Raw genomic sequence first — 25,110 nt, 5'->3', positions numbered from 1 at the left:
CAGGACGCTATCAGACAGACCTGTCTAGGGCAACCATAGACAGACTTGTCTGTACCATGGAGCCATGACGCCGCCAGCAGCCAAAGCAACGCCGGCCGCCCGCACGCCCGCCGGCCAGGCCAGGGACAAAATCCTCGCCACGGCCTTCCGGCTGTTCTATGCGCACGGACTCCGGGCGGCAGGCATCGACACCATCATCGCCGAATCCGGGGTCGCCAAGGCCACGTTCTACAAGTACTTCCCGGCCAAGGACGAACTGATCCTGGCCTACCTGGAGAAGGTCGACGGCATCTGGACCGGTCAGCTGCACGCCGCGGCGGAAGCCGCCGGCCCTGACCCCGCGGCCCGGCTCGTCGGGCTGTTCGACGCCCTGGCCAGCGCCTGCCGCCGTGACGGCTACCGGGGCTGCGCCTTCATCAACGCCGCCGCCGAGTCTGTCTCCGGAACCCGCGTCCATGACCGGACCGTGGCGCACAAGGAGCACATCCGGGCCTGGATCCGGGATCTGGCGGACCAGGCCGGGGCCCAGGATCCGGACCGGCTCGCCCGCAGCCTCACCCTGGTGCTCGACGGCGGCCTGGCCAGCGGCGTACTCGACGCCGACCCGGCGGCGGCCACCGCTGCCCGCGACACCGCATCACAACTCGTGGCCGCAGGCCTGGGGAGGAATCCATGAACATCCCGCCGACCGATCCTGACGCCCTGCTCGCCCGCTGGCGGCGCTTCCGGGAAAGCCGCAACACGGCCCTGGCCAGCGACTACGGCTGGCTGACGCTGACCTCGTTCCAGTGGCTGGACAACCGGCCGGCCGCCGTCGAACTCGTCCCGGGGCTCTGGTCCACGGGCGGCGCGACGGCATTCCTCACTGCCGCCGCGCCGGACGGGCTGACCCTCGCGGCAACCGGGGAACCCGTGGACGGCACCATCAGGGCAACGCTTGCTGATGAGGAATCGCTGCTGTGGGTCCATTACGGCGGCGGGGACGGCCGGCAGGTCCTCGTGGAACTGGCCATGCGCGCCGGCAGGTATGCCGTCCGCACCCGGGACTCAAGGTCGCCCGTGTTCACCGAGTTCGACGGCGTCCCCACCTTTGACTACCGGCCGGACCTGGTGGTCGAAGCCCGCTTCCTCCCCTATCCGGAGCCCGTGGACGTCCCGATCGGCACCGCCAACCCGCTGGTCGACGGGGTCCACCGCTCGGTCGGGGAGCTGGTGTTCCGGCTGCCCGGCAAGGACCACGAGTTCCACCTGCAGGCGGAAGAGGAAAAGCTCGGCGCCCTGACGGTCACGTTCCACGACGAGACCAACGGGGAAACGACGGACGAGTGGCGGAAGGTCTCCACCGCCCGTCCGCGCGTCGACTCCCGGGGAAACCGGACGGTGATCCTGGACTTCAACCGGGCCATCAACTACCCCAGCGCCTTCACCCCGTACGGAACATGCCCCATGCCGGTGAAGAACAACAGCCTGGACTACCGGATCGAGGCCGGGGAGAAAGAGCCCGCCATCTTCTAGACGATCGCGGAAACCCCGGTCACGGCCCGGCCCACGATCAACGTGTTGATCTCGAACGAACCCTCGTAGGTGTAGATCGCCTCGGCGTCGGCAAAGATCTTGGCCATCCGGTAGTCGGTAACGATCCCGTTGCCGCCGAGCAGGGACCGGCCCATCGCCACGGTCTCACGCATCCGTGCACTTACGTAGGACTTCGCCAGCGCCACCTGCGGCATGTCCGCGGCGCCGCGCTCCTGCAGCTGCGCGATCCGGACCATCATCCCCATGCTTGCCACGGCGTTCCCGAGCATCGTCACCAGCTGCTTCTGGACCAGCTGGAATTTCGCCAGCGGCCGCCCGAACTGCTGGCGTTCGACGGCGTACTGCCGGGCGACGTCGAACGCCGCCAGTTGCTGCCCGACACCCTGCCAGGCGACCATGATCCGCGAGCCGCGCAGCAGCTCGTTGGTGTCCTCGAAGCTGCTGATCCCGGCGAAGCGGTCCGCCTCGGCCACCAGCACGTCCGTGAAGACAATGTCCGCGTTCTGCACCGTGCGCAGCGCGATCTTGTTCTCGATCCGGCTCCGGTTCACACCCGGCAGCGTCGCGTCGACGATGAAGCCGCGGATGCCGCCGTCGGCCTCGTCCCGGGCCCACACGAGGAGGTAGTCGCAAAACGTCCCGTTGCCGATCCAGCGCTTGGCGCCGTTGAGCACCCAGGCATCGCCGCCGTCGGCCGCGCCGCCAGGGACCCGCCTGGCCCGGGTTTCCATGCCGCCGGCAACGTCGGAGCCGTGCTCCGGTTCGGTCAGCGCGAATGCGCCGGTGGTCCGGAGGCTGGCGGCGTCGTCGAGCAGGCGCGCCTTCTGTTCTTCTGAGCCGAAGCCGTAGAGCGATTCGACAAAGAGGTCGTGGTGGACCAGGAAGAACGTCGCCAGCGAGGTGTCCACCCGGGTCATCTCGGCGATCACCAGGCCGGCGAACAGATGGCTGTAGCCGCGCTGCGCCGGGGCACTGAGCTCCAGCGCCGCCAGCTTCGGCAGGATGTGGGCGGGGAACTCAGCCGTGTTCCACCACTCACCGGCAAAGGGTGCCACCTCACGGGCCAGGAACACCCGCAGTTCGGCCAGCTTGGCGTGCTCCGCGGCATTGAGCATCGACTCGAAGTCGAAGAAATCGGCGGTCGGCAGCCCCGCGACGGAATCGGCCGGAGCGGCAGAACCGAGGAGCCTGGGCCGCGTCACTTCGGTCCCATCCGGATGGCGCCGTCGAGTCGGATGGTCTCGCCATTGAGCATCGCGTTGTCCACAATGTGCGCGGCAAGGTTTGCGTACTCGGCGGGGCGGCCCAGCCGGGACGGATGCGGCACCTGCTGCCCGAGGGAATCCTGGGCCTCCTGCGGCAGCCCCGCCATCATGGGCGTCTCGAAGATCCCCGGTGCGATGGTAACCACCCGGATCAGCGACCGCGCCAGTTCGCGGGCGATCGGCAGCGTCATCGCGTGCACCGCACCCTTGGACGCGGCGTAGGCCGGCTGGCCGATCTGGCCGTCGAAGGCGGCGACCGAGGCGGTGTTGATGATGACGCCGCGCTCCGGCCCGCCGAGCCCGGTCACCGCCGGCTCGGTGGCGGCCATTGCGGCGGCGGCAAGGCGGATGACATTAAACGTGCCCACGAGGTTGATCTGGATGACCCGGTTGAAGGCCTCCAGCGGCAGCACACCGTCGCGGCCCAGGACCTTGCCGGGGGTGGCGATCCCGGCGCAGTTAACCACGATCCGCAGCGGGCCGAGAGCGACGGCCGCGTCAACGGCCGCCTGCACGTCCCCCTCGCTGGTGACGTCGGCGGGAACGAAGACCGCCTTGTTGGCCGTCTCCCTCGGGTTGCCGCCGGGGGCCTCCGCCCGGGCCTTGGGACCGGCGTTCAGCTCGGCGGCGAAGGCGTCACCGGCGGAACCTGGCAGATCCACCAGCACCACGGAGGCGCCGGCGTCGAACAGGCGCCGTGCCGTGGCAGCTCCCAGGCCTGAGGCCCCGCCCGTAATCAGCGCAACTGTACCTTCGATGTCCATGCATCCTCCTTGATGTGGAACGTCCCCCCGGCACTGTGTGCAGCGTCACGAACCGACCGGGAACATTAGTTAGTGAATGTTAACTGGATTGCGGGCTTTCCGCACCTTCACGCCGCCACTACTAGGCTGGAACCATGAGCCCGGCAGACGCTTCCGCCCCCGACTGGTCATTCCGCGCGGACGAAGCGGCCCGCTCGGTGACCAGGATGTTCGGGCAGCGGCTCTTCTTCCTGCCGGGAACCCACCTCGCCGCGGTCGCGCGCCCCTCGGGTCGGCTTAAGAACCTGGTCCGGCCCTGGCACTACTGGTGGCAGGCGCACTATCTGGACTGCCTGGTGGACACCGGCCGCCGCGAGCTCGGCACCGGGAGCCGGCCCGGAGGACGGTTCGACGGCGAGAACCGGCCCAGCGCCGGCAGGCTCGCCTCCCGGCTGGTCACCGGGATCCGGCTGCGCAACTTCTTCACCGTCGTCAACAACTACTACGACGACATGGCGTGGCTCGCGCTGTCCACGCTGCGGCTGGAGCAGCTCGCCACGCAAAGCCGCAAAGCGGCCGGCCGGCGCCGCAATGCCAAGGTCCTGCAGAACCTCACGCTGCAGTTCGATTCCGCCTCCACGGACGACCTCGGCGGCGGCACCTTCTGGAGCAAGAAGCGGGACTTCAAGAACACTCCGGCCACGGCCCCGGTGGCGCTGTACTACGCCCGCACCGGCCAGGCAACCAAGGCGCAGGCCCTGCTGGATTGGCTGGACGCCCGGCTTTTCGACCCGGAACTGGGCATGTACCGGGACGGCCTGCGGATCACACCCGGCGGCGAGGTAGTCCTGGAGGGCACGATCTACTCCTACAACCAGGGGCCTGCCCTGGGCGCGCTGCTGGAGCTCGGCGGTCCGGCGAACCTGGCCCGGGCAGCGTCGCTGGTGGCGGCCGTTGCGCAGCACCTCACCATCCCGGCCCCAATGGCGGGGCACGGCGCCACCGTGCTGCGCTGCGAGGGAAGCGGCGACGGCGGCCTCTTTACCGGGATCCTGGCCCGCTACCTGGCGCTGGCCGCCGCCGACGGGAGGCTCCCGGCCCAGACCCGGGAGACGGCAGCGGCCCTGGTGCACGCCACAGCCGAGGCGTTCTGGGAGGGCCGACGGAGCGTCTCCGCCCGGGAGCCACTGGCTGGCAAGGGCAGCCGGATCATTTTCTCCGCCCACCCGGAGCTGCCCGCGCTCCGCGGCTACCCGGCGGGCGCCGCCGTCGAACTTTCCACCCAACTGCAGGCGTGGACCGTGCTGGAAGCCGCGGCGTCGATCCCCGCCGCGGCGGTCGCGCGGACAGCGGCAGAGTCACCGCCGGAACTTCCGGCCGGGAATTAAGTCACGCAATAGTTTCGTAATTGATGTGATCCTGATCACTAAACCCGCTCTCGACTTGGTTGCTTAGGTTTGGCTAACCTACAGTTTTTCCTAGTGAGCATGCCCTAACTTCCCCGCTCACAGGGGCAGGGTTCCCAAGACATTCCTTTCAGAAAGCAGCCCCATGAAGATCCGCAACAACGCGCTGGCAGGTATCGCACTTGCCGCCACCGCCGCGCTCGGCCTCGCCGCCTGTGGCTCCAGCACCTCCACGGCCCCCAGCAGCAGCGCCGCCGCTGACGCCAAGATCTCCGGAGAGATCACGGTCTACAACGCCCAGCATGAATCCCTGACCCAGGAGTGGGTGGACGCGTTTACCGCCGAAACCGGCGTCAAGGTCACGATGCGCCAGGGCTCGGACACCGAGATGTCCAACCAGATCATCCAGGAGGGCCAGGCGTCCCCGGCCGACGTCTTCCTCACGGAGAACTCCCCGGCCATGGCCCAGGTGGAAAACGCCGGGCTCTTCGCCGACGTCGACAAGGCAACGATCGACCAGGTGCCGGCGGAATTCCGTCCCTCCACCAACAAGTGGACCGGCATCGCCGCCCGCTCCACCGTGCTGGTTTACGACAAGGCCAAGCTCACCGAAGACCAGCTGCCCAAGTCCATGCTGGACCTGGCCAAGCCGGAGTGGCAGGGCAAGTGGGCAGCATCGCCGTCCGGTGCCGACTTCCAGGCGATTGTCTCCGCGCTGCTCGAGCTCAAGGGCGAAGCCGCCACCGAGGAATGGCTCCAGGGCATGAAGGCGAACTCCAAAGCCTACAAGGGCAACAGCACCGCCATGAAGGCAGTCAACGCCGGAGAAGTCGACGCCGCACTGATCTACCACTACTACTACTACGGTGACCAGGCCAAGACCGGCGAGAACTCCAAGAACGTCACCCCGTACTACTTCAAGAACCAAGATCCGGGCGCCTTCGTGTCCGTCTCCGGCGGCGGCGTGCTGAACTCCTCGAAGAACGCGGCGGCGGCCCAGGCCTTCGTCAAGTTCATCACCGGGAAGCAGGGCCAGGAAATCCTGCAGAAGGGCACCTCCTTCGAGTACGCCATCGCTTCCAACGTCCCGGCCAACGAGAAGCTCGTCCCGCTGGCGGAACTGCAGGCACCCACCGTGGATCCTGCCAAGCTGAACTCCGCAAAGGTCACCGAGCTGATGACCAAGGCAGGACTCCTGTAACCACGTGACCACCAAGCTGGCGGCTCCCGAAACATCCGGGAGCACGACGACGGCGGGCAGGGGCAAACGCCCCCGCCCGCCTTTCGGCGTTTCTGTAATTTCTGTCCTGGCGGTCCTCATCGCCCTCTTCGCGCTGATTCCACTGGGCTACGTCATCGTCATGACGGCGGCCACGGGGTGGGACACCGCCGTGAAGCTGATCTTCCGGGAACGCGTCGGCGAGCTGCTGCTCAACACCGTGCTGCTGATGCTGGCTACGGTGCCGCTGTGCCTCATCCTCGGGGTGGGCGGTGCCTGGCTGGTGGAACGCACCCAGCTCAAAGGGCACAAGTGGTGGGCCGTGCTGCTCGCCGCCCCGCTGGCCATCCCCGCCTTCGTCAACAGTTACGCCTGGGTCTCCGCGATTCCGTCGCTCGAGGGCCTCTGGTCCGGAGTGCTGATCGCTACGCTGTCCTATTTCCCCCTCGTCTACATCCCGGCCGCCGCCACGCTCAGCCGGCTGGACCCGGCCATCGAGCAATCCGCCGCGTCCCTGGGCCTTGGCGCCTGGCGCGCCTTCTTCAGGGTGGTGCTGCCGCAGCTGCGGATTGCGATGACCGGCGGCGCGCTGCTCGTGTCCCTGCACCTGCTGGCCGAATACGGCGCCTTCGCGATGATCCGTTTCGACACCTTCACCACCGCGATCATGGTGCAGTACCAGTCCACCTTCAACGGTACGGCCGGGAACATGCTGGCCAGCGTACTTGTGTTCCTGTGCCTGATCCTGCTGCTGGTGGAGGTGCGCAGCCGCGGCAGTGCCCGCTATGCCAGGATCGGCTCCGGCGCCCAGGCCCGCGCCCTGCGTCTTCCGCTGCGCGCCTACCAGCTCCCGGCCCAGCTTTTTCTGATCGCGCTCACGGCGCTGGCCTTCGGGTTGCCGCTGGCGTTCGTGCTGCGCTGGATCTACTCCGGCGGCCCGGAAATTTGGGCCGCGGAGGAATTCCTGCCGGCCCTGCTGCAGACCCTGGTGTACGGCCTCGCCGGCGCCCTGGCCACGACCGTCGTCGCGTTTCCGATGGCGTACCTGGCCGTGCGGCACCCCAGCTGGTTCAGCAAGGCCCTGGAACTGTCCAACTACATCACGAGCTCGATGCCGGGGATCGTGGTGGGCCTGGCGTTTGTGACGGTCAGCATCAAGGCCGCGCCGAACCTCTACCAGACGTCGGCGCTGCTGATCGCCGCCTATGTGCTGTTGTTCCTGCCGCGCGCGCTGGTCAACATCCGTTCCGGCCTGGCCCAGGCGCCGAAGGAACTCGACGAGGCCGCGCAGGCGCTCGGCAAACCGCCGCTGCTGGCCTTCCTCCGGGTCACGCTGCGGCTCACCGCCCCCGCCGCCGCCGGTGGGGCCGCGCTGGTGTTCCTCGCGATCGTGAATGAACTTACCGCGACACTGCTGCTCTCCCCCAACGGCACCCGCACACTCGCCACCGAGTTCTGGAGCAAGAGCAGCGAAATCGACTACGCCGGCGCCGCCCCGTACGCCCTCCTGATGATCCTGATTTCGGCGCCGATGACCTACCTCCTCTTCCAGCAGTCCAAGAAAGCAGCGGGACAGTGACCGAAACCGACCACAGCCCTTCCCGGCTCCCGGAACCGCGGGTCGCCGCGTCAGTGGCTACCAGCACCAACAGCCACCTTGAAATCGATGCCGCCACCAAGAACTTCGGCTCCCAGGCGGTTCTGAGGGGCGTAAATCTCTCGGTAACGAAGGGCGGCACGACCGCGATCGTGGGACCCTCCGGCTCGGGCAAAACCACGCTGCTGCGGCTGATCGCCGGTTTTGAGCACCCGGACACGGGCAGCATTTCGCTCAACGGCGCCAAGGTCGCCGGCGACGGCGTCTGGGTCCCGGCGCACAAGCGCCACGTCGGCTACGTGGCGCAGGATGGCGCCCTGTTCCCGCATCTGAGCGTCGGCCAGAACATTTCCTTCGGTCTCGACGCCGCCAGGCTCCCCGGCGGGCACCGCGGCGTCAAGGCCAGGGTGTCCGAGCTGCTGGCCATGGTCTCGTTGGACCCGTCGATGGCCAAACGCCGCCCGCACGAGCTCTCCGGCGGGCAGCAGCAGCGGGTGGCCCTGGCCCGGGCCCTCGCCCGGGAGCCGGAACTGATGCTTTTGGACGAACCGTTCTCGGCCCTGGACGCGGGCCTGCGTGTGGCCACCCGCCGCGCTGTGGGCAAGGTGCTGCACGACGCCCGCGTCACCACCATCCTGGTTACCCACGATCAGGGCGAGGCACTGTCGTTCGCGGACCAGGTGGCGGTGATGCGGGGCGGACGGCTGGCGCAGATCGGCAACCCTTTCATCGTCTACACCCGCCCCGCGGACCGCGCCACCGCCGAATTCCTGGGCGACGCCGTGATCCTCGACGCCTGGATGGAGGGTTCGCTGGCCACCTGTTCGCTGGGCGGCATCCCCGTGCGCCGGCCCCCGGCACAGGGCCGGGTCCAGCTCATGCTGCGCCCCGAACAAATCCGGATCGCCGAAGACGGCCCGATCCGCGGCGTTGTAGTGGATACCGATTACTTCGGGCCTGAAACCACCGTCCGGCTCAAACTTTCCGTCCCGCCCGTCCTGGCGGAAGGCGCCGTGGCGGACCACCGGTACCCGGGCGGCGGTGAAATCATCACCATCCGGCACTGGAACGCCTCGATCGCCCGACCGGGCACGGAGCTCTGCCTCCGCGTGGTCGGCGAGGCCGTGGCCTTCCCGATGGAAGACCTGCCCTCGGCCTAGCTGACCGGGGTCGGGCCGTGCGGTCCTGGCGGCTAGTACCGCTGCGCCCTGGGCTTTAGGGTACCGGCGGGCGTCTGGTCTGCGGATACGGCGTTTCGTGCCGGGCGAGCATCTCGACAAACCCCGCGATCTTCTTCTCCCGGGTGGCGGCCTGCTTCACCCCGTTGGTGCGGTAAATCAGGGCGTACCTGTTCACCGAGGTCAGCACGTCGAACATCGCCTGCGCCCGCGGTTCGGCGGCGATGGCCGCAGCGAGGTCTTCGGGCACCTCCGCCGTCGCCGCTCCCGCGTAGGCGGTTTCCCAGCGGCCGTCCGCTTTGGCGCTCTCGACGGCGGCCCGCCCGGCCGGAGCCATCCTGCCGGCGGCTTCGAGGCGCCCGATCCGCTCCACGTTCCGGGCGGACCACACACTCTTCGGTCCCCGTCGCGTCATCCGCTGGAAGGAACTCCACTCGTCGCGGCGCCGGCCCTGGCCGTCAATCCAGCCGAAACACAGCGCTTCCTGCAGCGCAGCCTCGTAGTCCAGCTCCGTGACGGCACCACCCTTTTTGTGCAGCACCAGCCATACTCCGGGACTCTCCGCGTGGTGTAGTTCCAGCCAGGCACGCCACTGCGCCGCGTCTTTCACCAGCAGTTCCTCGAGTTCAACAGCCATGGCACCATTCTGCCCGGTACTGACCACTTGCCGTACTTTGGTGGCACGATATCCCTGAGAGCTGGAATCCGTCACACCTGAGGAGCAACGATGCTGCGTGTCCGTCCGATCCATTTCACTTCCCGCCTTGATGAATGGGAGCGGCTGCTTGCCGCTCTGGGCCTGGCCAAGACCGTCGACGAGCCCACGTGGCGGGAGTTCGACGCCGGATCCGGCCGCCTGGCGCTCCACTTCGCCGAGGCGGGCTCGGCGGAGGACGGCACCACCTCCCTCGGCGTCGAGGTCGGGGATCTCAAGGAATTTGCCCGGCGGACCAAGGAGGCCGGAGCAGCCGAAGGCGGCACCACGGCGGAACTCGTCGACGCGGACCACGGACCCTCCTGCCGCATCACCGCCGCGGACGGATTCAGTTTCCTGGCCGACCCTGCCACCCCCGCGAGCGACGGCAGCTGGGGCGGTTCAGCGGACGCGGACCCGGCCCTCGCCGTCGTCGGCGTCTGGTTCTCCGAGGACGCCGTAGCGGCGGCCCGGACGCTGCGTGACATCGGCGCCGTGCCCCGCCCGGTTCCAGGCAGCGGCGCCGTCGGCAACGTCGACACAACCACAGACACCGACACGGCTGAATCGGAGACGTTCACGGCCAAAAACGGCGGCGTCTTGATGCTCGGAACAAGCACCGCGGGCGGGCAAGCCGGGCTGGGCTTCGAATACGCCGGCGACCTGAACGCCCTGCGCGAACGCCTCGGCGAGGCAGGACACGAGGCTGCGGTCATCGAGGAGTCCGCCATCCCGACCCTGCATGTGGCCAACCCCGACGCGGACGGTGTGGCGGTCCGACCACCCCTCTGGATTTCCGCGGCACCGGCGCTTGGGTGAGCGCGCGGCGCGCGGCACCGCCTGCCGGGGTCAGTCCTCCAGCACGCCGTTGCAGAGCCGGTTGACAACCTCCGTGAGCATCGTCAGCCCGGCCACGATGTCCTCATCCGTGGTGTATTCGTGCTCGTTGTGGGAGATCCCGTCCACACTGGGCACGAACAGCATCACCGTCGGGACAAGGTCCTTCATGTTGGTCGAATCGTGGCCGGCCAGGGTCATGACCTGTTTGTTCGCCAGTCCCAGGTCGGCCGCCACCTTGGCCGCGAGTTCAACGCCTTCCGGTTGGTACGGCGTCACGGGCCAGGAGTGGGCGTGGTTGCGTTCCACCGTGACGTTCGCCAGCCGCTCGATCCCGGCAATCCGCTCGTGCAGCAGAGTGTCCGCCTCGGCAAGGACAGATTCATCGGCGCTGCGCAGGTCCAGCAGCAGGCTCACCCGGGAAGGCACCACGACCGGCGAGTTGGGGTAGACGTTCAGCTGCCCAACAGAGGTGTGCAGCACGCCGGGGAAAGTGTCGGCGAGTTCCCGGGCGGCGACCACCATCATGGACGCGCCCAGCAGCGCGTCTTTCCGGTCGGCGATCACAGTGGAACCCGTGTGGGCCTGCTCGCCGTGGACCACGAACTCGTATTTGTTGGCCGCCCAGTTGGAGTTCACCAGGCCGATGGTGACGCCTTCGCGCTCCATGCTCCGGCCCTGCTCAATGTGGATCTCGGCGCAGTAGGCGGCTTCGGGGCCGTCGTAGTTGCCCCGGCAGTCGATGGCGTCCAGTGCCTCGCGGACCGAGACTCCGGCCGCGTCGGTGGTGGCCAGCGCGGTGTCGAGTTCGAGTTTCCCGGTGTAGACGGAGGAGCCCATCATGGAGGGCTTGAACCGGGAGCCCTCCTCGTTGAACCAATTGACCACTGCGATGTTGAACCGGGGCTGCCCTCCCGGTCCGGCCGCGGCCCACTGCTGCACGAGCCGGAATGCCGCGTGGGCCGCTGCGAGCACGCCGTACGCACCGTCGTAGCGTCCCGCCGTCGGCTGGGAATCCATGTGGGACCCCACGACCACGAAGGGAGCACCCGGGACGGCCTCGTACAGGCCCCACTGGTTGCCGGCCCGGTCGAACCGTACGGTGAAACCCCGGGCTTCCAGCAGGCCTTTGAGCCATTGCCGCTGCTGGCCGTCCGGCACGCTGGCAGCCTGCCGTTCCACGCCGCCCTTCTCGGTGGCGCCGAATTCGCTCATGATGTGGAAGTCCCGCACGAATGCGGCGTCGCGGGTGCTGAAAGCCGTCTGAGTAGTCACTGTGATCCCCTATGAACGATTGGTAGCGGTGGTGATGGATGGGGTAGCCAGGGCAGAATCGCCCGCGGCACGGGAGTGGGTGCCGGGCGCCTGGAAAGTAAAGGTGCCCCCGACGGCGGTGGCGAGGACGTTGAGGTCCGCAATGCTGACTGCGGAGAGCGGGGACCCGGACAGGACGGTGAAGTCGGCGAGTTTCCCGGGACTCAGGGAGCCTTTAAGGTGCGCCGTTCCGGTGGCTGCGGCGGCTCCGGTGGTGTACGCCGCCAGGGCCTGGACCGGGCTGAGCCGCTCGTCCGGGTTCCCGAAAACGGCGCCGGAGGCGGTGCGCCGGTCCACGAAGGCCTGCATTCCGCGGAGCACATTCCCGTCCGCCACGGGCCGGTCGGAGCTGCCCGCGAGTGTCACGCCCGCGGTCAGGAACGACGCGGCACGGTAGGCCCAGCCGAGCCGTTCCGGACCGAGCGAGGCGGTCATGCCGTCCCCCCCGTCGGCGAAGAAGCTGGCCTGCGGGGTGACGGCGATGCCGGCGGCGGCCAGCCGTTGGAGCTGTTCCGGCCTGGTCATCGAGGCGTGTTCGATCCGGTTGGGCACCACCCGCGGGCCGTATTTCGCCGCACAGCTGGTGATGATCTCGATCGCGAGGTCAACGGCGCGGTCGCCGATGGCGTGCGCCGCGATCGACCAGCCAGCGGCGTAGACGGCCTCGATCTTTCCCCGGAGCTCCTCCGGCTCCGCCTGGAAGTAGCCGGTGTTGCCCGTGTTGTCCGTGTGCCCGTGGCTGCAGTAATCCTGGCTGACCGCCGCTGTTTCGCCGAGCAGGGAACCGTCCAGGAACACCTTCGCCGGGCCCAGGGACAGGAAGTCGTCGCCGAACCCGCTGGTGATGCCCAGGTCCAGGCCCGCACGCGGGGCGTCCGGCGGGTGCTGCCCGCCGAGCGGGTGGAGCACATCCAGAACGGGCATCAGCTGCGCCCGGGCGTGGAGCCTGCCCGCGGAGGCCGCCCGCTGGTAGGCGGCCAGCTCCTCCGGACTGTGGCCGATCCAGCCGCCGCCGATCCCCGCCTCGGTGAAACTCGTGATGCCCTCCGCGGCGTAGTGGCCGGTGGCCCGATCCAGTGCTTCCTCGATGGCCTCGCTGGAGTACGGGAGGATGAGCTGCTGTATCAGCTGCTGCGCCGTTTCCTGGACCAGCCCGGTGGGGCGCCCGCCGGCGTCGCGGACGATGACGCCCCCGTCGGGATCCGGGAACGACGCCTGTTCAGCGTTGGCCAGCCGCAGCGCTGCGGTGTTGACGACGGCCATGTGGCCCGAGTTGTGCCGCATGAACAGCGGCCGGTCTCCGGTGATCCGGTCCAGGACCGTGATGTCTGGAAACTCGCCGCCGTGCTGCTGCTGGCTGAAGCCGGTGGCCAGGAGCCAGCCTCCGGCCGGGCCGGGCGCGGGCCCTGTCTCTTGTCCTGCGGACCTGTCTGCCGCGATGCCTGCCTCCAGCAGGGCGTAGAGCTGGTTCAATCCGCGCGCCGCGGAGACGTCCAGTTCACCAAGGCTGAGCCCGAACCAGGTGGTGTGGCAGTGGGCATCAATGAAGCCGGGGGTCACTGTGGCGCCGGCAAGGTCCAGGACCTCGGCGGCTTCCAGTCCGTCCACGTCTTCGTCGAGGCCCACAATCCGGCCCTGCCAGATCCCCAGCGAGGTGGCATGCGGGCGGCGCCCGTCCATGGTGATGATGTCCGCGTTGCGCAGCAGCAGATCGAGTTTCATGGGTTACCTAGCGTGGCTCTCAGCGGTGGGAGGTGGTGACTGACTTGATGCGGGTGTAATCCTCCAGGCCAAAGACGGACAGGTCCTTGCCGGTGCCGGAGTGCTTGAACCCGCCGTGCGGGGCCTCTGCCGGGATCACCTGGTGGCAGTTGATCCAGACGGAGCCGAAGTCCAGTTCGTTGGACACCCGGGTGACGATGCCGTGATTGTTCGACCAGACGCTGGAGGCCAGCGCGTATTTGGTCCCGTTGGCGAGCTCCACGGCTTCCGCTTCGTTTCGGAACGGCTGCACGGTGACCACGGGTCCGAAGATTTCCTCGCACACCACCTCGTCGGCCTGGAACACTCCGTCAATCACGGTCGGTTCGAAGTAATAGCCGGCGCCCATCCGCTTGCCCCCGGCAAGGATCTTCGCGTTGGCGGGCAGCCGGGACATAAAGCCCTCCACCCGGTCCAACTGCGCGGCGCTGTTCAGGGGACCCAGGTCTGCGGCGTCGCCGCCGACCTGCAGCGCCGCGGCCGCCGCGGCGAGCGCTGCCCCGAACTCCTGGTGGATCGGTTCCTCCACGAGCACGCGGGTCACAGCGGTGCAGTCCTGTCCGGCGTTGAAGAATGCACCGAGCGCGATCTCCCGGGCCGCCAGGTCAATGTCGGTGTCGGCGAAGACAATCGCCGGTGCCTTGCCGCCCAGCTCCAGGTGGACATCCTTGAGGGTCTTCGACGCCGCGGACATCACCTGCGCCCCGGCACGGGTGGAGCCGGTGATGGACACCATTTCCGGGATCTCATGATCCACCATGGCGGCACCGGTCCCGCGGCCGCCGCAGATGATGTTCACGACGCCGGCCGGGTAGGCCTCCTGCGCCAGTTCGCCGAGCACCAGGGTGGACCAGGGGGTGGTGTCCGCCGGTTTCAGCACCAGGGTGTTGCCGGCGGCGAGCGCCGGTCCGATCTTCCAGATGGCCATCATGAACGGGTAGTTCCAAGGCGTGATCTGGGCGACCACACCGAGCGGCTCCCGCCGGACGGTGGAGGAAAAGCCGCGGACGTATTCGGTCTGCGCCGTCCCGGACACCACCCGGCAGGCGCCGGCAAAGAAGCGCAGCTGGTCGGCGCCGCGGAGGATCTCAACTTCGCGGGTGCCCGGGCGGGGTTTGCCGGTGCAGGCAACCTCGGCGTCCAGGAGCCGGTCCACATTGGCTTCGATGAGGTCGGCGAGTTTGAGCATCATGGCCTGGCGTTCGGCCGGGGTGGTCCGCTTGTAGCTCTGGAAGGCGGTGTGGGCGGCCTGGAACGCGCGGTCCACCGTGTCGGCGTCGCTGTCCGGGGCGGTGCCGAGCTGGGCACCGGTGGTGGGGTCGAAGAACGGCAGGGTGGCCGCAGCTGTTCCGTCCGCCGCGGGGGCGATCTCACCGTTGATGATGTTGTGCAGGGTGATCATGGCGGGCTCCGGTCAGTTGCTGGCGGTTTTGGGTGAGCGGGTGGCGGGGTCCTGCGGGAGGTGCAGGACCGCCGGCAGCCCGGATTCGGCAGCGCGGCGGAAGGCGGCGCCGAAGTCCTCGGCCTTCTCCACGCGTTCGCCGTAGCCGCCGTAGGACCGGGCCAGCGCGGCGAAGTCCGGGTTGGTCATGTGGGTGCCCGAGGGGCGGCCCGGGTAGTGGCCTTCCTGGTGCTCGCGGATGGTGGCGAAGATGCCGTTGTCCACCACGAGGGCGATGAACTTCCCGCCATGGCCCATGGCCGTGGCCATTTCCTGGCCGTTCATCAGGAAGCAGCCGTCACCAGCCACGGAGATCACCTGGCGGCCGGGGTAGGCCAGAGAGGCAGCCACCGCCGCCGGGATCCCCATGCCCATGGCACCGTTGCGGGGCGCGGCAAGGGAGTTCGCCGTGTTGTGCCTAAGGTAGCGGGCCGGCCACAGCGAGTGGTTCCCGGCCCCGTAGGTGATGACGGCGTCGTGGTCCATTTCCTGCTTGAGGATTTCCATCACGACGGCGAGGTCAACACCGGTGCCACCGTCCGGCTGCGCGGTGGAGAATTTTTCGTAGTCTGCGCGGGCCCCGGTCAGCCAGCCGGCCACGGGTTCCACCTCGGATTCCGTGGCGGCGAGTACGTTCGCGAAGGACACGACGTGGGCCGGGATGTGCTGGTCCAGCCGGCCGAAGTGGCCCAGCAGGTCGGCGCCGGGGTGGACGACGACGGTGACGGCATCCAGTCCGCGCTTGTAGCCGTCGGAGAGTACGTCGGCGCGGACGCAGCCGACAAACACCAGCAGATCGGCCTCGTCGAGGCGGCGGGCGTTGGCGTCGCTGCGGGCGTAGCCGAGGTAGCCGGCGTAGGCGTCGCTGCTGTGCGGGACGGCGTCGTAGGCGCGGAAATCCGCGAGCACGGGGATGCCGTGGCGGGAGGCCCAGCCGGCCAGCGCCTCGGAGGATTCCTGGTCCCAGCCTTCGCCGCCCACCACGACCAGTGGCTTCCTGGCCGCGGCCAGCTTCGCCTCGAGGCCGGCGAGGTCCGCTGTTGCAGGTTCGGTCCGGGCCACGGTGCGGGGCTCCACGGTGCCGGATTCGATGGCGTGGACCAGCACGTCTTCGGGAAGGCCGATCACCACGGGACCCGGCCGGCCGCTGAGCGCTGTGAAGATGGCGTCGTCCACCACGCGGGCGTCGGAGCCGGCGTCGTCGAGCGTCACGACTTTCTTGGCCGTGCTGCCGAACCAGGCGTTGATGTCGAATTCCTGGAATGACTCCCGGCCGCGGTCGGCGACCGGGATGAGGCCGACGAACAGGATCATCGGCGTGGCGTCCTGGTGCGCGGTGTGGATGGCAATGAAGGCATTCGCGGCACCCGGGCCGCGCGTCACCATGGCGATGCCCGGAAGCTCGGTGAGCCGGCCCTCGGCGAGGGCCATGAACCCGGCGCCGCCTTCATGGCGGGTCACCACGGTTTCGATGGCGGAGCCGTGCAGGCCGTCCAGGACGTCCAGGAAGCTTTCACCGGGGACGCCGTAGACGCGCTGGATGCCGGCTCGTTCGAGCTGGGCAACGATCAGGTGCCCGGCGGTGGTTGTGGTGCTCAATGCTTCATTCCTTCTTCTTCGATGCTCAGTGCGGGCAGGAACAGTCCGGACAGGGCGGTCAGCACGGACACCACCAGCAGGATGATGGCGCCGGGCCAGAACGAGTTTCCGTTGGCGGCCACGAGGGCGGTGGCGATGAGTGGCACAAAGCCGGAGATGACGCCGGCGCTGTTCGACGTGATGGCGACGCCCGTGTAGCGGACCCTCGTGGCGAAGAGCGCGGTGAGGGCCGTTCCGGACACGGCATACGGGATGGACAGCGTGGACACGCCGACGATCATGGCCAGGATGACGAGGACGGGATTGGCGGTGTCGATGGCCAGGAAAACGGGGACAGCGATGACGGCGGACGCGATGCCGCCCCAGAGAATGACTTTGCTGGCGCCGAACTTCTCACCCATGCGGCCGGCCCAGATCAGGGCGAAGATCTCCACCACGGCGGCCAGGAGAGAGCCGAGCAGCAGGGTTTCGTACGGCATTTTGAGAACCTTGGTGCCGTAGAAGACCACGAAGCTGGTGATGAGGTAGAAACCGCCAATGCCGAGCAGCGCGGAGCACATGCCCACCAGGATCTGTCGCCAGCTCTTCGTCAGCACGCCGCGGATGGGGGCGTGCTCGGTTTCGCCGGACTCCATGAGCGCTTCAAATTCCGGGGATTCGCTGAGCTTGCTTCGGATCCACATGGAGATGGCCAGCAGCGGGATCGCTGCAATGAACGGGATCCGCCAGCCCCAGGCGTCGAAGTTGGCCTGGCCCACCAGGTACAGCATGCCGAAGAAGCCGCCCGAGGACAGGATGGTGCCAATTGGGGAGCCGAGTTGCGGCAGGGCCGCGTAGCGGGCGCGTTTGGCAACGGGGGCGTTTTCGACGGCGATGATGACAGCACCGCTCCACTCGCCGCCGACGGCCAGGCCCTGCAGGATGCGCAGCGCGACCAGCAGGATGGGGGCGGCGACGCCGATGGTCATGTAGTTGGGCAGCAGGCCGATCAGGCCGGTGACGACGCCGATGCCCACGATTGTGACCATCAGGATCTTCTTGCGGCCGACCTTGTCGCCCAGGGATCCGAAGATGAAGCCGCCGATCGGGCGGGCCACGAAGCCCACGGCCAGTGTGGCGAAGGAACTCATCGCCGAAACGAAGGGGTCCTGGGAAACGAAGTACTGCGCGTTGAACACGAGGGCGGCGGCGGTAGTGAACAGGAAGAAGTCGTACCACTCCAGCGCTGTTCCGACGAGGGCCGCGAGGGCGACTTTCCTGGCCACGCTCTCATCGACGACCGCGGGCGACTGCGGGCTGGCGATGGTGGTGGCGTTGCTTGCGCTACTTGCCATGATTACTCCAAAGAAATGTGACTGGTCTTTGCTGCGGCCGGCTGGGTCCCGCCCTTCTGGATGACGCTTCCGGCGACGCTCCGGCGGGTTGTGATTGGGATCACTCGGCGCTTCGTTCCATTCTGTCAGTAGCTTTTTCCAAAATAACTAGCATTGCGCCACGCATCTCCGCCCCTAAAATGTGAGAATGCACAATTTTGAATCCCCGAACGATGGCGTGCGCTGGAGTGAACTGGTGGACCGGCTGGACGGGCGGTTGGACACCCTGGCCCAGTCCTTCACGGCGCGGGTCAGGCAAATCCCGGAGTACGGGGACAGCCAGGTGACGATCCCGGAAATCCGGGACACTGCCCGGGAAACGTTCCGCCGGCTCATTCAAGGGCTGCGGGGCGGCCAGGAGGACGAGGCCCGGGTCGGACTGCTCACCTTCGCCTCGGACCTCGGTTCCAAGCGCGCCCGGGCAGGGATCCCGCCGGAATCCCTGACATCTGCCGTGCGGTTGGACTTCAGCATCCTGTGGGCGGACCTGCTGGAAATCGCCGCACCGGAGGACGCCGCACTGCTGGCGTCCCGGGTGGACCAGGTGTGGCGGGTTGTCGACGAATTCGCGATCCGGACACACATGAGCTATCTGACTGAGCGCGTCCGCATGGCGCAGGAGGAATCCAGCATCCAGCGCGAATTCATTGCCCGACTGTTCAACCAAAGCACGCTCTCGGCGGAAACCTCCGCCCAGGTCGGCTCAGCCCTGGGAATCGGCCCGGATTCCCGATGCGGCCTCGTGGCTGCCAGCGGCGAACCGGGAGTCCGCCTCCGTGCCGCCGCGACCCAGTTTGGCTCCGGCCAGCGGCGCCACAGGCTCTTCCTCCACGAATCCGGCGGAAACACCTACCTCTTCTGGCCACTGCCGCCGCGCCCGGCCCGGGCAACGCGGAGCATGGCGCTGCAGTTGCCTCCGCTCCTGGCTGACATCCCCTGCGGGTATGTCCCGGAGGTGAACGGGCTGCGCAGCCTCCCCGCCGCCGCGCGCACGGCAGAAAGCCTCGCCGCCCTGCTTCGCCCGGCCGATTCCGGGCCCGTCTCCGCGGATGCCGCGTGGACCCGGCTCGCGCAGCAGAACCTCCAGGACGCGGGCCTCGACCTCGCCGCCCAACTGGATGAGGCGATGGAGGAATGCCGCGGCGGGGAACGCGAACGCCTCACGGAGACCGTACGGCACTATTTATCCACCGGGAACATCACGGCCACGGCCGAGCAGCTGTTCTGCCACCGGAACACGATCCTGAACCGGCTTAACCGCTTCGAGGAACTGACCGGAATCGACCTAACGGTTCCTGCCCAGGCGGCCCGGCTGGTGGTGGCGTGGGCCTGAGAGTTGTGTGAACGCACACTTCGGGCCTTTTTTGGTGGGATTTTCGCCATTGAGCTGTGATCTACAACACCGAATAGATGGCTACTACCTTGCACTGGACGCTCGTCCCCCGCACCCCATCTGGAGATACTGATGGCTCAACTGGTAGAAACCACCTCTCACGCCGCTGGACCACCGTCAGCTTTCCCACGATCGGGCATTTCCTGGAGGACGGATTCGTGGATCCGGCCATCCGGTCACTGCTCGACGGCGTGAAGGTGGCGGGCCCCGCGGTCACAGTGCGCATCGCGGAGAATGACGCCTATGCCATGAACAGGTCCCTGCTGGAGCTGTACCCGGGCGCGGTGCTGGTCGTGGACATGTCCGGTGACCACCGGCACGCGCCCGTCGGCGCGGTCACCGCGGCAGCGGCCACCGCCCAAGACGCCGCCGTCGTCGTCGACGACGGCGTAGCCACTGACATCCTGGAGCTCCGCACCACGGGCCTGCCGGTCTCCGCCCGCGGGACCTCGTGCCTGACCACCAAGCGAGTCCATAGCGGCCGCTCCGCCGTGAACAACCCCGTGCAGTGCGGCTGCATCCTCGTCAATCCGGGCGACTGGGTGCTGGGCGACGACAACGGTGTGATCGTCCTGTCCCCGAAGACGGCGGCCGACGTTCTGGGGCGGGCGCTGGCGTCAGACGCCGCCGAACCGGCGCTCTTGGCACGGATCGCGTCAGGCGAGCCGCTGGAATCGGTGCTGGCGACCTGAGGGACGGCGCGGGGTTCGGGCACGGATGGGGTAGAACTTAACCATGAATGTTCGCACTCCTGACCCGAACCCCGGCTGGCTCTCCGAAGAAGATTTGTTCGAGGCGCGCGGCCGGCTGCCCATGGTCTACGTCGAGGCCGTCCCGGTCCGGCTGGATCCGCTCGGGTTTGTGAATGAGGTCGGCACGCTCCTGCAGGCCGACGCGGACGGAAACATGATCCGCACGCTGGTCTCCGGCCGGGTGCTGTACCGGGAGACCATCCGCGCGGCGCTGCTGCGCCACATGGAGAAGGACCTCGGCCCGCTGGCCTTCCCCCAGCTGCCCATCAGCCCGGTGCCGTTCACGGTGGCCGAGTACTTCCCGTCCCCGTCGCACACCGGGTTCACCGACGATCGCCAGCACGCCGTCGCGCTGGCGTACATCATCCCGGTCACCGGAGAATGCTCCCCGCGCCAGGACGCCCTGGAGCTGACCTGGATGACGCCGCAGGAAGTCATGAGCTCGGATGTCCAGCTGGAATTCAGCGGCGGCCGCGGCGCCCTGATCCGCCAGGCCCTCGCCTTCGCCGGCGTCGGGAACTGACCGGCACCGGGCCAGCCTGAAATGCCCGGGAACGCCCGGGGGTTGCGCTGCGTCCCCGACTTCGCACGCATGCCTTTGTAGACTGTTGGGCGGACCGTAAAAGAATTTAAGGACTCCCGATGACCCACCCACCAGCCGCCCCGAACTACATCGAACAGCAGGCTGGAGCTCTGCAGAGCGGCGATCATCTGCTCCTGCCCGATGGCAACCGTTCCGCTGAAATCCAGCGCGTCGCCGTCGAAACCGACGATTTTGGCACTCCCGCCGTCGTCCTGGCGACCCTCACCGGCGGCGGCGGACTCCGGATCGCGGCTGCCTCCACCGTCCTGGTTCTGGAAACGGCCGCCGGGGCTGAAGAACCCGCGTCCGGGGACGCCGGCCCCCCGCTGCAGCTCGTCGAACCGGCCGCGGAGGAGGACCGTTTCCGGAGCGAAGCCAACGGGCGGGACGGGGGCGAAGCCACCAACGACGGCGCCTCGGCGCCCGCCGCCGTCGTCGTCCCTCCCCTGCCGCCCGCGCCGCCCGCGGTGAGCGGTCCCAGCGAGGCGGACCTGGCCCTGATCCCCGCCCTTGAGGGCACGCCCGAGTCCGTGGTGCACGCCGCCGCGGAGGCACACCCGAGCTCGGTGGGGGTGCTGCTGCTCAGCGAACGGCTGGCCAAGGGCATCAACACGAAGTCCGGCAGCTGCCTCAAGGACCTCCGGGACCTGGCGCAGGAGCTGTTCATCATCCTCAAGGACGCCGAAAACGCCCTCGCCGTTGCCGACCTGCTGAACGTGCTGCCGTTCGACGGCAACCGCGGCCGCTGGGCGTCGGTGGAGGCCTCCCTCGCCCTGTCCAGTTATATCTGCCGGCAGCTCGGGCAGGAGGAACGGGCTGCGGTCTACGAGAAGTTCCTCCGCGCCCCCGAAGCCATGGAGACGGATGAGTTCAAGGCCCGGATCAACGCCAAGGTCCGGCAGCGGTCGCTGAACGAACCGAACCTGTACGACAAGGAAATCTTCCGCTCGATGGACAACTCGAACCCGGATGCGGAACGCGAGTGGCGGCTCCTGCGGCTCGAGGCACTGCTGTTCCTCCGCGCCCACGGCGGCTCGGAAACCATCGGCGCCCCGGAGCTGGACCGCCGGATCGGCAACGAACTCGAGTCCGTCCGCTCCTGAGGCGTTTGGCCCCTACCCCGTCGCGGCCGGGCGTTGTAGATTCACCCCATGACGAACAATCTGAGCGTTGTGATCAACTCCGACGCGCAGCACGTTTGGACGATGCTGCGCGAGCCCGCCAAAGTTGCCCAATGGCACGGCTGGGAAGCCGACGACCAGGCGGCCGAGATCAACGAGATCTACTTCAGCCCCAATGTAGTCGAAGGCGCCGACCACACGTCACTGGTGGTCGACGGAGGGGACGTCTTCACCTTGAAACCGGTCCCGACCGGCACGGAAGTCAGCGTGACGAGGGCCGCCGTGGATCACAATTCCGAGTGGGCGGCCTGGGACGAGGACATCACCCAGGGCTGGCTGACCTTCCTCCAGCAACTCCGGTTCGCCCTGGAACGGCATCCGCACGGCAAGCGACGGACCTTCTTCTTCTCCGTACCCGGAAATGAGGGGTCCGCCATCGAACAGCTGGGACTGTCGGACGTTCCGAAGCCCGGCGAACCCTACTCGCTCACCCTGGCCACGGGCGAGCAAGTCTCCGGCAGGGTCTGGTTCCGGAGCAACCACCAGGTCGGCCTGACGGTCCACCACTACGCGGAGCACGGCGAGGGCCTGGTGATCGTGGCCGACCAGCCGGCCATCAAGGAGATCCGGCCCGAAGGCGGGTCCCTGGTCATCGTCTCGACCTACGACCTCGGGGCGCACCAACTGGAGTCCATCCGCAACTACTGGGACAAGTGGCGGGCTGAGAACTACCCCACATCCGATCCGCTGCACTAAGGGTTGCAAGCTGTTAACTGGCACACTTGAACGGTGCCAGCCAATCCTGAATCACCCGTGTCATCGCCGCTACCGGCACAGCAGTCGGAGTTTTCCTTCCGCGTGGGCAAACGCCTGAGCGAAAGCTGCTCACCGTCGTCCGCGCAGGTGGCCGCAAACGGCGGGGAGTTCCTGGGCCGGACCGGCACCATCGCCACGCCGCACGGGGAGATCCAGACCCCGGCGTTCATCGCCGTCGGCACCAAGGCCACGGTCAAATCCGTGCTGCCGGAATCCATTGCCGAACTCGGCGCGCAGGCTGTGCTGGCCAACGCCTACCACCTGTACCTGCAGCCGGGCGCCGACATCCTGGACGAGGCCGGCGGGCTGGGCGCGTTCATGAACTGGCGCGGGCCCACGTTCACCGATTCCGGCGGGTTCCAGGTCATGAGCCTGGGCTCGGGTTTCAAAAAGGTCATCGACATGAAGTCGGTGGACAGTTCAGGGCCGGACGACGCCGTCGCCCCCGGCAAGGAACGCCTGGCACACGTGGACGAGGAGGGCGTGTGGTTCAAGAGCCACCTCAACGGCGACCGGCACCGCTTCAGCCCCGAGATCTCCATGAACGTCCAGCACCAGATCGGCGCGGACATTATGTTCGCGTTCGACGAACTCACCACGCTGCAGAACTCCCGCGGCTACCAGGAGGAGTCGCTGGAACGCACCCGCCGCTGGGCCGAGCGCTGCATCACCGAGCACTTCAGGCTCACCAAAGAACGCGCCGGCAAGCCCTACCAGGCGCTCTTCGGGGTCATTCAGGGCGCGCACTACGAGGACCTTCGCCGCAAGGCCTGCCGGGACCTCGGCGCGATGAACTTCGACGGCTTCGGCATCGGCGGGGCCCTCGAGAAGGAAAACCTCGGGACGATCGTGCGCTGGTGCAACGAGGAACTGCCGGAGAACAAACCCCGGCACCTGCTCGGCATTTCCGAGCCGGACGACATCTTCACGGCGATCGAGAACGGCGCGGACACCTTCGACTGCGTCTCCCCCACCCGGGTAGCCCGCAATTCGGCGTTCTACCACCCCACCGGCCGGTATAACCTCTCTGGCGCCATGTACAAGCGCGACTTCGGCCCGCTGCAGGAGGGCTGCGACTGCTACGCCTGCCTGAACTACTCCCGGGCCTACATCCACCACCTGTTCAAGGCGAAGGAAATGGTCTCGGCGACGCTGATCTCGATCCACAATGAGCGCTTCGTTGTGAAATTGGTCGACGACGCCCGGCTCGCCATCGAGGCCGGCAACTTCTTCGAGTTCAAGGCCGAGACCCTGGGCCAGTACTACTCCTAGGAGCGTCCCGGCCGTCGAGGTTTCCGGCGCCCTCGTGTGTTTCGCACCGGACGACGGCGCCCGCTACACCGGGTCCTGTCCGCCCAGCTCCACAACCGTGTTCTCCAGCGCGCTGCGCCGGGCGGCGTCGAGGACCTCCAGCGTCCGTATCCCCTCGGCGGCGGGCACCGGTCCGGGTCCTCCGCCCCGGATGGCGCGGGCGAACTCGGTGTAGAACCCGGCATAATTGCCCTGCTCCCAGGCCACCAGTGAGCGGCCGCCGGCGACGGCGAGCGTCCCCCAGTTTTCCCGGGCGTCGATCCCCCACGTGGTCGGTTCCCCGGCCGGGCGGCGGCCTGCGCGCAGGGCCTCGGCCTGGACGTCGGCGCCCGAGGCAAGGTAGTTGCCTTCGCTGCCGTAGGCGCGCAGTTCACGGGTGGCGGAGTGGTTGAGTTTGCTGGCCGAGACCGTGGAGACGGCGCCGGACGCGTGCCTTAGTGTCAGGAAAAAGCCACAGTCGGTGGTTTCGCCGAAGCGGTCTGTCCAGTCAAGGGCGCCGTGGACGTGGGTTGCCGGGCCCAACAGCCAGAGCATCTGGTCCACCAGATGGCTGCCCAGATCGCGCAGGAGCCCGCCGGTGGCGCCGGTCTCGAGGGTGGTGGCACCGTCCTGGTCCATGATCGAGTGGACCCGCCACACGTCCCCGAGTTCGCCCGACGCAATGACACCGGCGAGCGTGAGGATATCGGCGTCCCGGCGGCGGTTGTGGTACACGTTCAGCACCACTCCGGCCCGCTCGGCCGCGTCGGCAAGCTCCCGGCCTGCGGCCGCATCGGGGCCGAACGGTTTGTCCGCCACGACGTGGACGCCGCCCGCAATGGCCGCCAGCACCAGCTCCCGGCGCGTGTGCGGGGGCGTCGTGATGGTCACGGCGTCCACCCCGGCGTCGAGCATCTCCGCAAGGCTCCCATAGACGGGAAGCCCAGGGAAATCTGCGGCAACCTCGACGCGTTTGCCTGGCGACCGGGCCACGACTCCGGCGAGCTCGACGCCGTCGGCAGCCTCGATGAAGGGGGCGTGGAAGTACTTGCCGCCGGCTCCTTATCCGACAATTCCGATGCGCACGCGCCGTCGTCCTTTCTGTTCAGGGGGTGTTCTGGGGTGCACTGGGGGCGTCCAGCCGTCGAAGTCGCCGGAACTGTGCCGGGGTCGCCGGAAGGTTTCGGCGACC

The 25,110-nt window shown here is 67.9% G+C and carries 22 protein-coding genes and 1 pseudogene; 13 read left to right on the top strand and 10 right to left on the bottom strand.

Features of this window, described 5'->3' with window-relative positions; genetic code table 11:
- The first annotated feature begins 64 nt into the window (after positions 1-64).
- Positions 65-676, top strand: coding sequence for a TetR/AcrR family transcriptional regulator (locus J2X01_RS15510; protein WP_310059275.1), 612 nt, complete (start codon positions 65-67; stop codon positions 674-676).
- Positions 673-1,515, top strand: a complete 843-nt coding sequence (locus J2X01_RS15505) for a DUF1684 domain-containing protein (protein ID WP_310059273.1) — start codon at positions 673-675, stop codon at positions 1,513-1,515. Before J2X01_RS15510 ends, J2X01_RS15505 begins: the two co-directional genes overlap by 4 nt.
- Here the strand turns inward: J2X01_RS15505 and J2X01_RS15500 are convergent.
- Both J2X01_RS15500 and J2X01_RS15495 read right to left on the bottom strand, forming a co-directional pair.
- Positions 1,512-2,651 (bottom strand): acyl-CoA dehydrogenase family protein, encoded by a 1,140-nt coding sequence (locus J2X01_RS15500; RefSeq protein ID WP_310059342.1) that lies wholly within the window; start codon positions 2,649-2,651, stop codon positions 1,512-1,514. The two genes, J2X01_RS15505 and J2X01_RS15500, sit on opposite strands and share 4 nt — an antisense overlap.
- An 83-nt stretch (positions 2,652-2,734) precedes the next feature.
- The gene (locus J2X01_RS15495; protein WP_310059271.1) at positions 2,735-3,565 is read right to left on the bottom strand and encodes an SDR family NAD(P)-dependent oxidoreductase; all 831 of its coding nucleotides are present in this window, start codon (positions 3,563-3,565) and stop codon (positions 2,735-2,737) included.
- A gap of 134 nt (positions 3,566-3,699) precedes the next feature.
- Between J2X01_RS15495 and J2X01_RS15490 the strand changes: the two genes are divergently transcribed.
- The 4 genes from J2X01_RS15490 to J2X01_RS15475 all read left to right on the top strand — a co-directional run bounded on the left by J2X01_RS15490 (position 3,700) and on the right by J2X01_RS15475 (position 8,926).
- On the top strand, positions 3,700-4,932 hold the full coding sequence (locus J2X01_RS15490; protein ID WP_310059267.1) for a glycoside hydrolase family 76 protein: 1,233 nt from the start codon (positions 3,700-3,702) through the stop codon (positions 4,930-4,932).
- Between the two features lie 163 nt (positions 4,933-5,095).
- A complete protein-coding gene (locus J2X01_RS15485; RefSeq protein WP_310059264.1) occupies positions 5,096-6,151 on the top strand; it encodes an iron ABC transporter substrate-binding protein in 1,056 nt (351 codons plus the stop codon).
- Between the two features lie 4 nt (positions 6,152-6,155).
- On the top strand, positions 6,156-7,748 hold the full coding sequence (locus J2X01_RS15480) for an ABC transporter permease (protein WP_310059261.1): 1,593 nt from the start codon (positions 6,156-6,158) through the stop codon (positions 7,746-7,748).
- Positions 7,745-8,926 carry an ABC transporter ATP-binding protein gene (locus J2X01_RS15475; protein WP_310059258.1) on the top strand — a complete coding sequence of 394 codons (1,182 nt, stop codon included), beginning with the start codon at positions 7,745-7,747 and terminating at the stop codon, positions 8,924-8,926. The genes J2X01_RS15480 and J2X01_RS15475 overlap by 4 nt, the downstream gene beginning before the upstream one ends.
- A 55-nt stretch (positions 8,927-8,981) precedes the next feature.
- On the opposite strand, the gene J2X01_RS15470 is transcribed toward J2X01_RS15475, so the two are convergent.
- On the bottom strand, positions 8,982-9,581 hold the full coding sequence (locus tag J2X01_RS15470; RefSeq protein ID WP_310059255.1) for a YdeI/OmpD-associated family protein: 600 nt from the start codon (positions 9,579-9,581) through the stop codon (positions 8,982-8,984).
- Between the two features lie 90 nt (positions 9,582-9,671).
- Here J2X01_RS15470 and J2X01_RS15465 point away from each other — a divergent pair, with 90 nt between their 5' ends.
- Positions 9,672-10,457, top strand: coding sequence for a VOC family protein (locus J2X01_RS15465; RefSeq protein ID WP_310059251.1), 786 nt, complete (start codon positions 9,672-9,674; stop codon positions 10,455-10,457).
- 30 nt (positions 10,458-10,487) lie between these two features.
- Here the strand turns inward: J2X01_RS15465 and J2X01_RS15460 are convergent, their stop codons facing one another.
- From J2X01_RS15460 to J2X01_RS15440, 5 genes are read right to left on the bottom strand one after another with little or no spacing between them, the layout of a single operon-like run.
- Positions 10,488-11,750 (bottom strand): M20 family metallo-hydrolase, encoded by a 1,263-nt coding sequence (locus J2X01_RS15460; protein WP_310059248.1) that lies wholly within the window; start codon positions 11,748-11,750, stop codon positions 10,488-10,490.
- Positions 11,751-11,759: 9 nt separating this feature from the next.
- Positions 11,760-13,511 carry an amidohydrolase gene (locus J2X01_RS15455; RefSeq protein ID WP_310059242.1) on the bottom strand — a complete coding sequence of 584 codons (1,752 nt, stop codon included), beginning with the start codon at positions 13,509-13,511 and terminating at the stop codon, positions 11,760-11,762.
- 19 nt (positions 13,512-13,530) lie between these two features.
- Positions 13,531-14,952 (bottom strand): gamma-aminobutyraldehyde dehydrogenase, encoded by a 1,422-nt coding sequence (locus J2X01_RS15450; protein WP_310059239.1) that lies wholly within the window; start codon positions 14,950-14,952, stop codon positions 13,531-13,533.
- Positions 14,953-14,964: 12 nt separating this feature from the next.
- Complete coding sequence (locus J2X01_RS15445) at positions 14,965-16,590, bottom strand: thiamine pyrophosphate-dependent enzyme (RefSeq protein WP_310059236.1); 1,626 nt, start codon at positions 16,588-16,590, stop codon at positions 14,965-14,967.
- Complete coding sequence (locus tag J2X01_RS15440; protein WP_310059233.1) at positions 16,587-17,924, bottom strand: MFS transporter; 1,338 nt, start codon at positions 17,922-17,924, stop codon at positions 16,587-16,589. The genes J2X01_RS15445 and J2X01_RS15440 overlap by 4 nt, the downstream gene beginning before the upstream one ends.
- A 187-nt stretch (positions 17,925-18,111) precedes the next feature.
- On the opposite strand from J2X01_RS15440, the gene J2X01_RS15435 reads away from it, so the two are divergent.
- The 6 genes from J2X01_RS15435 (at position 18,112) to tgt (ending at position 23,900) form a co-directional block, all read left to right on the top strand.
- Positions 18,112-19,296 (top strand): PucR family transcriptional regulator, encoded by a 1,185-nt coding sequence (locus tag J2X01_RS15435; RefSeq protein ID WP_310059230.1) that lies wholly within the window; start codon positions 18,112-18,114, stop codon positions 19,294-19,296.
- A 77-nt stretch (positions 19,297-19,373) separates the two neighbouring features.
- Positions 19,374-20,048: an RraA family protein gene (locus tag J2X01_RS15430; protein ID WP_310059226.1), complete on the top strand. Its 675-nt coding sequence runs from the start codon at positions 19,374-19,376 to the stop codon at positions 20,046-20,048.
- Between the two features lie 43 nt (positions 20,049-20,091).
- Positions 20,092-20,631 (top strand): NUDIX hydrolase family protein, encoded by a 540-nt coding sequence (locus J2X01_RS15425; RefSeq protein WP_310059223.1) that lies wholly within the window; start codon positions 20,092-20,094, stop codon positions 20,629-20,631.
- Positions 20,632-20,750: 119 nt separating this feature from the next.
- Complete coding sequence (locus J2X01_RS15420) at positions 20,751-21,794, top strand: DUF6707 family protein (protein WP_310059219.1); 1,044 nt, start codon at positions 20,751-20,753, stop codon at positions 21,792-21,794.
- A gap of 48 nt (positions 21,795-21,842) precedes the next feature.
- Positions 21,843-22,568, top strand: coding sequence for an SRPBCC family protein (locus J2X01_RS15415; protein WP_310059216.1), 726 nt, complete (start codon positions 21,843-21,845; stop codon positions 22,566-22,568).
- A 33-nt stretch (positions 22,569-22,601) separates the two neighbouring features.
- The gene (gene tgt / locus J2X01_RS15410; RefSeq protein WP_310059214.1) at positions 22,602-23,900 is read left to right on the top strand and encodes a tRNA guanosine(34) transglycosylase Tgt; all 1,299 of its coding nucleotides are present in this window, start codon (positions 22,602-22,604) and stop codon (positions 23,898-23,900) included.
- 63 nt (positions 23,901-23,963) lie between these two features.
- Here the strand turns inward: tgt and J2X01_RS15405 are convergent, their stop codons facing one another.
- Both J2X01_RS15405 and J2X01_RS15400 read right to left on the bottom strand, forming a co-directional pair.
- Positions 23,964-24,653, bottom strand: coding sequence for a Gfo/Idh/MocA family oxidoreductase (locus J2X01_RS15405; RefSeq protein ID WP_310059341.1), 690 nt, complete (start codon positions 24,651-24,653; stop codon positions 23,964-23,966).
- A gap of 3 nt (positions 24,654-24,656) precedes the next feature.
- Positions 24,657-24,968 (bottom strand): annotated as a pseudogene (locus J2X01_RS15400) (Gfo/Idh/MocA family protein); the annotation flags it as partial.
- Between the last annotated feature and the right edge of the window lie 142 nt (positions 24,969-25,110).

The organism is Arthrobacter ginsengisoli (assembly GCF_031456935.1).
Lineage (GTDB): Bacteria > Actinomycetota > Actinomycetes > Actinomycetales > Micrococcaceae > Arthrobacter > Arthrobacter ginsengisoli.
The sequence above is the reverse complement of the archived record's forward strand: the minus strand, read 5'-3'. Positions and strand labels throughout refer to the sequence as shown.